Annotated in this window: 9 protein-coding genes; 4 read left to right on the top strand and 5 right to left on the bottom strand. The window is 70.5% G+C overall.

What is annotated here, in order from left to right:
- Positions 1 to 116: 116 nt before the first annotated feature.
- The 5 genes from ACZ6JE_RS14700 to ACZ6JE_RS14680 form a co-directional block, all read right to left on the bottom strand.
- Positions 117 to 1,100 (bottom strand): carbohydrate ABC transporter permease, encoded by a 984-nt coding sequence (locus ACZ6JE_RS14700; RefSeq protein ID WP_320479232.1) that lies wholly within the window; start codon positions 1,098 to 1,100, stop codon positions 117 to 119.
- Positions 1,097 to 2,236, bottom strand: a complete 1,140-nt coding sequence (locus ACZ6JE_RS14695) for a carbohydrate ABC transporter permease (protein ID WP_192061254.1) — start codon at positions 2,234 to 2,236, stop codon at positions 1,097 to 1,099. The genes ACZ6JE_RS14700 and ACZ6JE_RS14695 overlap by 4 nt, the downstream gene beginning before the upstream one ends.
- Positions 2,237 to 2,311: 75 nt before the next feature.
- Positions 2,312 to 3,667 carry an ABC transporter substrate-binding protein gene (locus ACZ6JE_RS14690; protein WP_464319418.1) on the bottom strand — a complete coding sequence of 452 codons (1,356 nt, stop codon included), beginning with the start codon at positions 3,665 to 3,667 and terminating at the stop codon, positions 2,312 to 2,314.
- 140 nt (positions 3,668 to 3,807) lie between these two features.
- Positions 3,808 to 4,830 (bottom strand): LacI family DNA-binding transcriptional regulator, encoded by a 1,023-nt coding sequence (locus tag ACZ6JE_RS14685; RefSeq protein WP_463463765.1) that lies wholly within the window; start codon positions 4,828 to 4,830, stop codon positions 3,808 to 3,810.
- Between the two features lie 363 nt (positions 4,831 to 5,193).
- Positions 5,194 to 6,210 (bottom strand): LacI family DNA-binding transcriptional regulator, encoded by a 1,017-nt coding sequence (locus ACZ6JE_RS14680; RefSeq protein WP_192061295.1) that lies wholly within the window; start codon positions 6,208 to 6,210, stop codon positions 5,194 to 5,196.
- A 148-nt stretch (positions 6,211 to 6,358) separates the two neighbouring features.
- Between ACZ6JE_RS14680 and ACZ6JE_RS14675 the strand changes: the two genes are divergently transcribed.
- From ACZ6JE_RS14675 to ACZ6JE_RS14660, 4 genes are all read left to right on the top strand, one after another.
- Positions 6,359 to 7,645, top strand: a complete 1,287-nt coding sequence (locus ACZ6JE_RS14675; protein ID WP_320479233.1) for an ABC transporter substrate-binding protein — start codon at positions 6,359 to 6,361, stop codon at positions 7,643 to 7,645.
- 10 nt (positions 7,646 to 7,655) lie between these two features.
- Positions 7,656 to 8,690, top strand: a complete 1,035-nt coding sequence (locus tag ACZ6JE_RS14670) for a carbohydrate ABC transporter permease (RefSeq protein ID WP_464319417.1) — start codon at positions 7,656 to 7,658, stop codon at positions 8,688 to 8,690.
- Positions 8,687 to 9,589, top strand: coding sequence for a carbohydrate ABC transporter permease (locus ACZ6JE_RS14665; RefSeq protein ID WP_320479234.1), 903 nt, complete (start codon positions 8,687 to 8,689; stop codon positions 9,587 to 9,589). Before ACZ6JE_RS14670 ends, ACZ6JE_RS14665 begins: the two co-directional genes overlap by 4 nt.
- Positions 9,590 to 9,651: 62 nt before the next feature.
- Positions 9,652 to 12,099 (top strand): beta-xylosidase/alpha-l-arabinosidase, encoded by a 2,448-nt coding sequence (locus ACZ6JE_RS14660; protein WP_464319419.1) that lies wholly within the window; start codon positions 9,652 to 9,654, stop codon positions 12,097 to 12,099.
- The last annotated feature ends 76 nt before the right edge of the window (positions 12,100 to 12,175 follow it).

The following is a 12,175-nucleotide window of genomic DNA, read 5'->3' as shown; positions in this document are numbered from 1 at the left end:
AAGATGAACCGCGATATAACGCGGTTCATCTTCGCGAACGCGGTTCATGGTGCGCGACCCGGGAACGCAGGAGGCGCGGGTCGACCGACCCGCGCCTCCTCGGCTCCCGCAGGCGGTCAGCCCTTCGTCGCCCCGGCCAGCAGCCCGCGCACGAAGAAGCGCTGCAGCGCGAAGAACACGATCAGCGGCACGATGATCGAGATGAACGCGCCGGCGGTCAGCAGCTCCCACGACTGGCCGTACGACCCGGAGAGGTCTTGCAGGGCCTTCGTGATCGGCAACCCCTGCCCCGAGGTGAACACCGTCGCCACGAGCAGGTCGTTCCACACCCACAGGAACTGGAAGATGCCGAAGGAGGCGATGGCCGGCATCGACAGCGGCAGCACGATGCGGAAGAACACCTGCCCGTGCCCCGCGCCGTCCATGCGCGCGGCCTCGATGACCTCGGCCGGGATCTCGCTGATGAAGTTGTGCAGCATGAAGATCGCCAGCGGCAGGGCGAAGATCGTGTGCGCGATCCACACCTTGGCGAACGAGCCGTCGAGCCCGTTCACCCCGAGGCCCGGCAGGATGTACAGCCCGCCGATCCGCAGACCGTCCGAGAACAGACGCAGCAGCGGCACGAGCGCCATCTGGATCGGCACGATCTGCAGGGCGAAGACCAGGACGAACATCGTGTTGCGACCCTTGAAGTCGATCCAGGCGAAGGCGTAGGCCGCGAGGCTCGCGATCGTGATCGGGATCAGCGCCGCGGGCAGCGTGATGACCAGCGAGTTGAGGAACGCCTTGCCGAGGGTGAGGCTGTCGCCCGAGTTCAGCGCGTTGACGTAGTTGTCGAGCGTGAAGCCGGGGTTCGCGAAGACCGTCCACCAGCCGGTGGTCTTGATGTCGTTCGCGGGGCGGAACGACGAGATGAACAGACCGGCGGTGGGGAGGGTCCAGATCACGGCGATGATCAGCGCGGCGATGGTGGCGCCCCGGCTGGTCGTGCCCTTCTTCAGCTTGCCGCTCGAGCTCTCGATCCTCGCGACGCCGCGCTTCAGCTGACTCTCGGTGCCCGGGGTGACGGCGACACCGACCGGGGTGGGGGTGGCGGTCATCGGATCTCCCTCTGCTTCTGGATCTGACGGGCGTTGTAGATGACGATCGGCAGCACGAGGATGAACAGGATCACGGCGAGTGCCGAGCTGTAGCCGGTGCGGCTGCCGAGCTGGAACTGTCGCACCATCTCGAACGCGAGGATGGTCGTGTCGTTGCGACCGCCGGTCATGGCCGAGACGATGTCGTAGACCTTCAGCGACGCGATCGAGATCGTCGTGAGCACGACGATGATCGTCGTCCGGATGCCCGGCACCGTGATGTGGCGGAAGGCCTGGAACCCGTTCGTCCCGTCGAGCGACGCGGCCTCGAGCTGCTCGGCGGGCACGCCCTTGATCGCGGCCGAGAGCACCGTCATGGCGAAGCCGGCCTGGGTCCAGATGAGCACGATCACGAGCAGCAGGGTGTTCCACGGCTCGAATCCGAGCCAGTCGACCGGCTGCCCGCCGAACGCGACGAGGATGCCGTTCAGCAGACCGATCTGCTCGCCCTGACGGATGTCGTAGAAGAACTTGAAGATGATCGACGCGCCGACGAACGAGATCGCCATCGGCATGAAGACCAGCAGCTTGAGGAACTTCTCGCCGCGGCTCTTGTCGATGAAGACGGCGTAGGCGAGACCGATCGCGGTCGCGGTGATCGGGGCCAGCAGCACCCAGATCAGCGTGTTGCCGAAGGCGGTCAGGCCGTCGGGGCTGGTGAAGACCCAGATGAAGTTGTCGATGCCGGCGAAGCCCGACCCGTCGTTCTTCATGAACGCCTGACCGGCGGTCGTGATGGTCGGGTAGATCAGACCGATGATCAGGAAGAAGACCGCGGGGGCCATGAACCCGATGAGCTGCAGCGAGTAGCCGGCGCCGCGCTTCGAGCGGTAGTCGAGCAGGAACAGCCCGCCGCCGAGGACGGCGGCGATGACGGCGACCCACATGACCGAGTTGTAGAGGCCGAAGGCGAAGAGCACCCCGACGGGTACGAGCACGCAGACGGCGAGGCGGAGGATCGTGTACAGGCGGCCGCGACGGGGCGCGAATTCGACGAAGACCAGCACGATGCCGACCAGGGCCGTGAAGGCGAGCAGGATCAGGGGGATCTGAGCGAGCGGCGGGATCCCCGCCAGCCACTGGAAGAAACTGGACATCGCTGTCCTTTCGGGTACGGGTGAGGGTACGGGTCAGGGGCCGCCGACGAGCGGCGACCCCTGACTGTCGGGCGACTAGGAGGTGTAGCCGGCCTGGATCTCTTCGAGGACCGTCTCGGTGTCCGAGCCGTCGATCCAGTCGACCATGCCCTTCCAGAACGAGTCCGAGCCGACCGACTTGGGCATCAGGTCGGAGCCGTCGAAGCGGAAGGTGGTGTCGGTGCCCTGCAGGATCTCGACGGCGCTCTTCAGCAGGTCGCTGCCGGCGTTCTCGGGGTCGAGGCCCTGGTTGGCCGAGATGACTCCACCGAGCGAGACGCGGCTGTTGGCCCAGTCGGCGCTGGCGAGGTACGCCTGCACCTTGGCGGTGTCGTCGTCGTTCGAGAACGCGGCGACGAACTCGCCGCCACCGGTGACGGCGGCGGGGTCGCCCTCCTCCATCGGCGGGGTGAGGAACGCCCACACGTCGCCGTCTTCGGCGACCGTGGCGGGCTGACCGTCGGCGTTGTTCGCCGCGGTCAGGAAGCCCTCGAAGAACGAGGCCTGGTGGGTCAGCGCGCAGCTGCCGTTCGCGACGTTGGTCGCGACGTCGCCGAAGGCGGTCGAGTTGATCGACTTGACGTCGCCGTAGCCGGCGTTGACCATCGAGGGGTCCTGCAGGATGGTGCCGACCGAGTCGAACGCGGCCTTGATGTCGGGGTCGGTGAACTCGGTGTCGCCCGAGACCCACGAGTCGTAGGCGTCGGGGCCGGCCTCGCGCAGCACGAGGTCCTCGATCCAGTCGGTGCCCGGCCAGCCGGACGCCTCACCCGAGTTGAAGCCGGCGCACCAGGGCGCCTCGCCGCTCTTCTCCTGGATGGTCTTCGAGACCTCGACGAGCTCGTCGTAGGTCTTGGGGACCTCGACGCCCCACTCCTCGAACTTGGCGGGCGAGTACCAGACGTAGCCCTTGACGCTGGCCATCAGGGGGGCGCCGTACTGGGTGCCGTCGACCTGGCCGTACTTCTGCCAGTCTTCGGACCAGCCGTCCTTCACGTTGGCGAGAGCCTCTTCGGGGAGCTCCTGCACCTTGCCGGACGAGACGGTGTCGGCGAGCAGGCCGGGCTGCGGGAAGATCGCGAGGTCGGGGGTGTCGCCGCCCTGGACCTTGATGCCGATCTGCTTCTCGAACTCCTTGTCGCCCGTGTACTTGATGTCGATGTCGTTCTCGGTCTCCCAGTCGGCCCAGGACTCTTCGAGCAGGGTCGCCTCGTCGCCGTTGATGGTGCCGTAGATGTTCACGACGCCGTCGGCCGTGCCGACCTCGGCGCCGCCGCCGCCCGCGTTCGGGTCGTTGGGGTCGGCGGTGCCGGAGCAGCCGACCATCAGGAAGCTGGATGCCGCCAGGATGGCCAGAGGGCCTGTGATCCGACGGTGCAGGGATGCTCGCATTGGTTTCTCCTCATTGAGTGCAAGACAGGCGACCGGTCGTGCTGTCAGCCGGTCTCCGCGACACGTCGTCGTCGACGCGCGTCGACGACGATCTTCACACAGCCTCAGGAGGCGCGCAACCGGATCGAGGGTCGCTCAGGTCACGGGCTCGTAACGGGTGCGGAGCTGCCCCGCACCGTCAATCGGGGCGCGATCAACACGTGTGGCGCATCGTGCCGGCGCCCCTCGATGCGGTCGACGAGATCGTCGACGGCGGCCGCCGCGATCCGGATGCCGGGCGGGCTGACCGTCGTCAGCGGGGGCGATGTCATCTCCGCCGCGAGGTCGCCGATGCTGAGGGCCACGACGCTGATGTCGCGGGGGATCGACCGCCCGGCCGCGGCGGCCGACTGCACGAAGCCGGCGAGGGCCGTCTCGTTGAACGCGAGCACGGCGGTCGGTCGACTCGGCAGCCCGTCGAACACCTCGAACGCCGCGCGGCCGCCGGGCACCGAGTTCTCGGCGAGATGCGTCTCGAGTCGCAGCCCGCGCTCGGCGGCGGGTCGCTGCAGCGCGCTGGTCGCGCGGTCGAGCGGACCCGAGCCCCGCTCGGGCGACGCGATGATCTGACTGAGGAAGAACACCCGCTCGTGCCCGAGATCGGCCAGATGGTCGACGGCCATCCGCCCGAGCGACTCGTAGTCGGCGTCGACGAACCACAGCCCGTCGGCGTCGTCGGGTCGGCCGATGTTGCTGAACGGCACGCCCGAGTCGGTCAGCACCGCGACCCGAGCGTCGCTCGCCGTCAGCTCCATCAGGATGACCCCGTCGACGAGCCCCTCGCTGACGAGGCTGCCGAGCCCGTCGACGTCGTTGATCGGATGCGACCAGAGAAGGAGGTGGTAGCCGCGTTCGCGCGCCCGATCGGTGGCCGCGGCGACGTACTCGAACTCCGACGACGTCACGCCCCGACGGCTGTACGGGTAGTGCAGCGCGAGGATCCCGCCGCGCGACCCGGCGAGCCCGCGGGCGAACGCGTTGGGCGTGTAGCTGAGGTCGGCCATGGCCTGCTCGACCCGCTGGCGCGTGCTGGCCGAGATCGTGCGGCGACCGCTGATCGCGTACGAGACGGTGCTGGCCGACACCCCGGCGAGCCGCGCCACATCGTCTCTCGTCGCCGCCACGGCCCGCACCTCGCCTCGTCACGCCTCACGCGTCGCTCGAAGGAGAGGACGACGTCGTCCGAGCACCCGGGTGCCCTTCGTGGATCGTAGCCGGTGCGGCCCGCGAGGCCGGCACTGCGCCTCCTGCCGGTGTCCCGCCCGCGTGCCCCCGGCCCGCGCCGGCCTCCCGCCTGGCGCGCCTCCCGCCTCTCGCCTGCGCCTCCCGCCTCTCGCCCGCGCCTCCCGCCGGTGTCCCGCCTGGCGATGAACCGCGATAGAACGCGGTTCATCTTCGCGAACGCGGTTCATGGTTCGCTGGCGGCAGGCGCTGCGCGCGCGTCAGGCGCTGCGGGAGGCGCCCGCGCGCGGCGGCCGGTGCGGGGGTCAGGCGCCGCGCGCGGCCGGCGGGGCGGTGGTGCCGCGCACGACCAGGCGCGTCGGCAGCTGCACCTCGGGCGTCGTCGGCGCACCCCCGTCGAGCATCGTGAAGAGCATGCCCGCCGCTGCGCTCCCGAGCCGCTGCATCGGCTGCTGCACCGTGGTCAGCGGCGGCGACTCGCGCGACGCCTCGGGGATGTCGTCGAAGCCGACGATGCTGAGGTCGTCCGGTACGCGCAGTCCGAGCTCGAGCGCCGTGCGCAGCAGCGCGATCGCCGACAGGTCGTTCGTCGCGAACACGGCGGTCGGCCGGTCGGCCTGGGTCAGCAGCGAGCGGGCGGCCTGCCGCGCCGTCGTCAGCTCGAAGTCGCCGTGCCGGGTCAGGCAGGGGTCGCGCGTGATGCCCGCCGCCCGCAGCGCCTGCACGTAGCCGGCCTCGCGCAGCGACGCCGAGCGCAGGTCGGGGCGCCCCGACAGGAACCCGATGCGGCGGTGCCCGAGCGCCAGCAGGTGCTCGACGGCGAGCAGGGCCCCGCCGCGGCTGTCGGCCTCGACGGAGGGCAGGTCGGTGCGACCGGTGTGCGGGTCGACGGCCACGACCGGGATGCTCACGGTCGTCGTCAGCACCGACGGCGTCACGAGGATGGCCCCGTCGATCAGCGTGCCGCTCAACCGGCTGAGCGACCGGCGCTCCCACCCGCTGTTCTCGCCGTGGTGGGCGCCGCTGTAGGCGAGCAGGTCGTACTCCGAGCCGCGCGAGCGGACGGCCGCGCCGACGCCCTTCAGCACCTCCGAGCTGAACGGCTCGAAGTCGGCGACGAGCACGCCGATCACCCCGGTGCGCCGGGCGCGCATGCTGCTCGCGACGAGGCTCGACTCGTAGCCGAGCTCGTCGACCGCGGCCATGACGCGCTCGATCGCCTGGGGCGAGACCCCGTACCGCCCGTTGACGGCCTTCGACACGGTCGCCGTCGAGACGCCGGCGGCCTTCGCCACGTCGTGGATGGTCACCCGACTCGTCATCACGAGCCGAATCCTAGTCACGTCGAAATGGTTTTCGAAAACGTTTGACACCTGCGCAGCCGTTTTCGACACTGAGGCGACGCCGCGCATCGGAGCACGGCGCGCTCGGCCGACCACGGCCGCTCAACGAAGAGGAAAAGGTGGAACCATGACCACATCTCGACGGCTCCTGGCCGGGTCTGCGGCCCTGCTGATCGGAGCGGGACTGCTGACCGGCTGCAGCACCGGAGGAGGCGGGGGAGACGACGACGGCTCGCTCACCCTCTGGCAGAACTCGACCACCGGCCCCGGGCAGGACTTCTGGGTGAAGGCCGCGGCCGACTTCGAGGAGGCCAACCCCGACGTGACGATCGACGTCCAGACCGTGCAGAACGAGGACTTCGACAGCAAGCTGCAGACCGCCCTGAACTCGGGCGACGCGCCCGACGTGTTCCTCCAGCGCGGCGGCGGCAAGCTCTCGGCGATGGTCGAGGCCGGCCAGGTGAAGGACATCAGCGACAGCATCTCGGACGACGCCCGAGCCGACATCAGCGAGGGCACCTTCGGCGCCGGCTCGGTCGACGGCAAGGTCTACTCGATGCCCGTCGCCGTGCTGCCCGGGGGCTTCTGGTACAGCCAGGACCTCTTCTCCGAGGCCGGCATCGACGCGGCGCCGACCACGATCGACGAGCTCGACGACGCGGTCTCGAAGCTGAAGGACGCCGACGTGCAGCCCGTCGCGCTCGGCGGCAAGGACGCCTGGCCCGCCGCGCACTGGTACTTCTTCTTCGCCCTGCGCGCCTGCAGCAGCGACGTGCTCGAGCAGGCCGCGACCGACCGCGACTTCAGCGACCAGTGCTGGGTCGACGCCGCCCAGGACCTCGCCGACTTCCGTGACACCGAGCCGTTCAACGAGGGCTTCCTCACCACCGCCGCCCAGCAGGGCGCCGGCAGCTCGGCCGGCCTCATCGCCAACAAGCAGGCCGGCATGGAGCTGATGGGCGCCTGGAACCCCGGCGTCATCGCCTCGCTGACCCCCGACGAGAAGCCGCTGCCCGACCTGGGCTGGTTCCCGTTCCCCGAGATCGAGGGCGGCGACGGCGAGACCGGCGCCATCATGGGCGGCGTCGACGGGTACTCGTGCTCGACCGATGCTCCCGACTCGTGCGTCGACTTCCTGAACTACCTCGCGACCCCCGACGTGCAGACGGCGTACTACAAGGCCTTCAACGCGCCTCCGGTCAACACGGTCGCTCAGGAGTCCGTCACCGAGCCCTACCTGCAGGACGTCCTGACCGCATACAACGACGCCCCGTTCGTGTCGCAGTGGCTCGACACCGTCTACGGCCTGAACGTCGGCAACGCGATGAACGTCGCCGTGGTCGACCTGCTCTCGGGCGACGGCACGCCCGAGCAGTTCGTCGAGGCCGTCGACGCCGCCGCCAAGAAGGCGTAGGGGTCGCATCGTGAGTCTCCGCGAACCCTCCGTGCGGCCCGCCGCACCCTCGCGGGCTCACGCCACCGCCGGGGGCGATGCGCTCGCATCGCCCCCGGCGGCCTCCCGGGCCGTGTCCCGGAAGGGGCGTGGCGCCCGGGGTCTCGAGATCGCCCTGCTCGTCGGACCCGCCCTCGTGGTGTTCCTGGCGTTCGTGGTGTTCCCGATCGTCATGGCCGCCTACTACGGCTTCTTCAGCTGGTCGGGCTTCGGGGCGCCGACCGACTTCGTCGGGTTCCGCAACTACCTGACGATCTTCCAGGACGCCGCGTTCCTCGACGCGCTCCGCCACAACGCGACCATCGTGGTGCTCTCGCTCGTGCTGCAGGGCCCGGTCGCGATCGGTCTGGCGCTGCTGCTGAACCGGAAGCTCCGCGGTCAGTCGCTGATCCGCGTGCTGATCTTCGTGCCCTACGTCATCAGCGAGGTCGTCGTCGGCACCGGCTGGAGCCTCATGCTCCAGGGCAGCGGCGCCGTCAACGACATGCTGACGAAGATCGGCCTCGGCTCGCTCGCGCAGGACTGGCTCGCCGACCCGAGCATCGCCATCTGGACCCTGCTCGTCATCATCACCTGGAAGTACGTCGGCTTCGCCGTCATCCTGTTCCTCGCCGGTCTGCAGGGCGTCCCCGAGGAGCTCAGCGAGGCCGCGGCCATCGACGGCGCCAGCTGGTGGCAGATCCAGCGCCGCATCACGCTGCCGCTGCTCGGCCCGACGCTGCGCATCTGGGCGTTCCTGTCGATCATCGGCTCGCTGCAGCTGTTCGACCTCGTCTACATCATCTGGGGTCAGTACATCGCGGCCACCGCCGGCACCTCGACGATGGCCACCTACATGGTCGCGAACGGCCGCACCTCGGGCAGCTACGGCTACGGCAACGCCGTCGCGGTCGTGCTGTTCCTCATCTCGCTCGTCGTCGCCCTCGTCTACCAGCGCTACGTGCTGCGTCGCGACACGGCCGGCGCCGTGACGACCTCCGCCACCACCGCAGGAGAAGAACGATGACCGCCTCGACCCTCGCCGCGCCTCCTCGGGGCCGCGGGTCCGCCTCCACCGACGACCGGCCGAAGCGAAGGAGGCGCGGGATCGCCGATCCCGGACGCGGCGTCGCGTACGTGGTCGCCCTGGTCGTCATCGTGGCGATGCTCGCGCCCGTCGCGTTCATCGTGCTCGGCGGGTTCCGCACGAATGCGCAGATCACGACCGACCCGTCGGGGTTCCCGAGCCCGTGGCAGATCGGCAACTACCTCGACGTGCTGACCGAGGGCACGTTCTGGCGGCAGGTCGGCAACTCGCTGATCTCGGCCGGGGCGACCACCATCGGCACCGTCGCGCTCGGTCTCGCCGCGAGCTACGTGCTGGCCCGCTACCGGTTCGCCGGTCGCGGCGTGCTCTACGCGATGTTCGCCGCCGGGTTGATGTTCCCGATGACCGTCGCGATCACGCCGCTGTACCTCGTCATCCGCGACCTGGGGCTGACGAACTCGCTGGCCGGGGTCATCCTGCCGCAGATCGCGTTCGCCCTGCCGACGACGATCATCATCCTCGTGCCGTTCCTCCGCGCGATCCCCGACGAGATCGAGGAGGCCGCGTTCATCGACGGCTGCAGCCGCCTCGGCTTCTTCTTCCGCATGGTGGTGCGCCTGTCGCTGCCCGGCGTGATCACCGTGGGCATCCTGGCGTTCATCGGCGCGTGGAACTCGTATCTGCTGCCGCTGTTCATCCTCAACGACCCGTCGACGTTCACCCTGCCGCTCGGCGTGCAGGCGTTCTCGTCGCAGTACTCGGTCGACACCGCCCGGGTGCTCGCCTTCACGGCGCTGTCGATGCTGCCCGCGCTGATCTTCTTCAGCCTCTTCGAGCGCCGCATCGTCGGCGGACTCACCGGGGCGGTCAAGGGATGACCGCCGCCGACACCGTCACCGAGACGGTGCAGAACCCCTCAGACCAGGAGGCGCGAGCCGACATGACCGACACCGCCCAGCGACCGCAGTCCACCGCGACCGACACGGCCGAGGCGACCCTCCTGCGGGGCGAACCCCGTGCCTCCGGCCGGGTCTCCGCTCTGCTCGCCGACATGACCCTCGACGAGAAGCTGGCGCAGCTGGTCGGCTGGTGGGTCGACCAGGGGGCCGAGAACGTGGCGCCGATGCAGGGCGAGATGGCCACGTCGGGCGACTACGAGGACGCCACCCGACACGGACTCGGGCACCTGACGCGGGTCTATGGGACCAGGCCGGTCGACCCCGCCGAGCGCGCCTCCTGGTTGTGGCGCGAACAGCGTCGCCTGCGCGACGAGACCCGTCTCGGCATCCCGGCCCTCGTGCACGAGGAGTGCCTGACCGGGCTCGCCGCCTGGCAGGCCGCGACCTTCCCGACGCCGCTGGCCTGGGGCGCGTCGTTCGACCCCGAACTGGTCGAGCGGATGGCCGAGCTGATCGGCGGGTCGATGCGCGAGCTCGGCGTGCACCAGGGGCTCGCACCCGTGCTCGACGTGATCCGCGACCCGCGCTGGGGGCGGGTCGACGAGTGCATCGCCGAGGACCCGTACGTGGTCGGCACCATCGGCACCGCCTACGTGAGGGGGCTGCAGAACGCGGGGGTGCATGCGACGCTGAAGCACTTCGTCGGGTACTCGGCGTCGGCTGCGGGGCGCAACCACGCGCCGGCGCAGATCGGGCCGCGGTTCGTCGAGGACGTCCTGCTGCCGCCGTTCGAGATGGCCGTGCTCGACGGCGGGGTCCGCTCGGTGATGAACTCGTACGCCGAGATCGACGGGGTGCCCGTCGCCGGGACCCCGTCGTACCTGACCGATCTGCTGCGCCGCCGGTGGGGGTTCGACGGCGTCGTCGTGTCGGACTACTTCTCGGTGGCGTTCCTGCAGGTGATGCACGCGGTGGCGGCCGACCGGGGCGAGGCCGCCGCGCTGGCCCTCGAAGCCGGCATCGACGTCGAGCTGCCGACCGGCGACGCGTACCTCGCGCCGCTGGCCGAGCGGGTGCGCGCCGGGCTGGTCGACGAGGCGCTGGTCGATCGGGCCGTGCTGCGCGTGCTCGCGCAGAAGGAGGAGCTCGGCCTGCTCGACGAGACCTTCGAGACGCCGCCGCCCGCCGCGTTCGACCTCGACTCGAGCGAGCACCGCGCGGTCGCACGGCGACTGGCCGACGAGTCGGTCGTCGTGCTGACGAACGACGGGGTGCTGCCGCTGGTCGGTGGGGGTGCGGGTGCGGGCCCGGCCTCGATCGTGGTGCTCGGGCCGAACGGCGACAGCGCCGAGGCTCTGATGGGCTGCTACTCGTTCGTCAATCACGTGCTGGCGCACCACCCCGGTGTGCCGCTCGGCATCGAGCTGCCGACCGTCGCCGACGCGCTGCGGCTCGAGCTGCCGGGCGCCGACGTCACGGTCGTGGCGGGCTGCGACGTCGAGGGCGACGACCGGTCGCGCATCGACGAGGCCGTGGCCGCCGCCCGCGACGCCGAGGTGGCGATCGTGGTGGTCGGCGACCGCGCCGGCCTGTTCGGTCGCGGCACCGTCGGCGAGGGCAACGACGTCGAGAGCCTCGAGCTGCCGGGGATGCAGCGTGACCTGGTGGAGGCGGTCGTCGCCACCGGCACGCCCGTGGTGATGGTCGTGCTGTCGGGGCGGCCCTATGCGATCGGGTGGGCGGTCGGTGGCGCGGGGGCGCCGGCGGCCGTCGTGCAGGCGTTCTTCCCGGGGGAGGAGGGCGGCGCCGCCGTCGCGGGCGTCCTCACCGGGAGCGTGGAGCCCTCGGGTCACCTGCCCGTGTCGCTGCCCCGTTCGGCCGGAGCGCAGCCGTTCTCGTACCTGCACCCCGTGCTCGGCGGCCCCTCGGAGGTGACGAGCGCCGACAGCACGCCGGTGCTGCCGTTCGGCCACGGGCTGTCGTACACGACGTTCGAGCGGACCGACCTGGTGGTCGGGTCGGCGGGTGGCTCGTCGGCCGGCTCGTCGGGCTCGGCGGGTTCGGCGGGTTCGTCGGGTTCGGCCGGTTCGTCGGCCTCGGCCGCGGAAGTGGCCGCCGGAGGCTCGTTCACCGCCTCGGTGCGCGTCGCCAACACGGGCGACCGCCCGGGCACCGACCTCGTGCAGCTCTACGCCCGCGACGTGATCGGCTCGGTCACGAGGCCGGTCGCGCAGCTGCTCGGCTACGCCCGGGTGACGCTCGAACCGGGTCAGGAGGCGCGGGTCGAGTTCGACGTGCCCACCTCCCGTCTGGCGTTCACCGACCGGCACGGCCGCCGCGTCGTCGAGCCCGGCGACGTCGAGCTGTGGGTGGGCCCGTCGTGCGACGCCCGCGAGACGGAGGCGCGCCTCCTGCTCACCGGCGACGTGCACCCCGTCTCGCTCGACGAGCCCCGTCTCGTCGGGGTCGAGGTCGCGCCCCTGGCCTGACCTCCGGCCGCTCCTCGCCGCGCCATGAACCGCGTTCGCGAAGATGAACCGCGATACATCGCAGTTCATCTTCGCG

Source organism: Frigoribacterium sp. AC759, from assembly GCF_979256015.1.
Note: the sequence above shows the minus strand (reverse complement) of the source record. Positions and strands in the feature narration are given on the sequence as shown.

Bases quoted from the DNA above. Each gene is read 5' to 3' on its own strand.
- ACZ6JE_RS14660 (WP_464319419.1), top strand. From the start codon at position 9,652: ATGACCGACACCGCCCAGCGACCGCAGTCCACCGCGACCGACACGGCC.
- ACZ6JE_RS14690 (WP_464319418.1), bottom strand. From the start codon at position 3,667: ATGCGAGCATCCCTGCACCGTCGGATCACAGGCCCTCTGGCCATCCTG.
- ACZ6JE_RS14675 (WP_320479233.1), top strand. From the start codon at position 6,359: ATGACCACATCTCGACGGCTCCTGGCCGGGTCTGCGGCCCTGCTGATC.
- ACZ6JE_RS14665 (WP_320479234.1), top strand. From the start codon at position 8,687: ATGACCGCCTCGACCCTCGCCGCGCCTCCTCGGGGCCGCGGGTCCGCC.
- ACZ6JE_RS14700 (WP_320479232.1), bottom strand. From the start codon at position 1,100: ATGACCGCCACCCCCACCCCGGTCGGTGTCGCCGTCACCCCGGGCACC.
- ACZ6JE_RS14695 (WP_192061254.1), bottom strand. From the start codon at position 2,236: ATGTCCAGTTTCTTCCAGTGGCTGGCGGGGATCCCGCCGCTCGCTCAG.
- ACZ6JE_RS14680 (WP_192061295.1), bottom strand. From the start codon at position 6,210: ATGACGAGTCGGGTGACCATCCACGACGTGGCGAAGGCCGCCGGCGTC.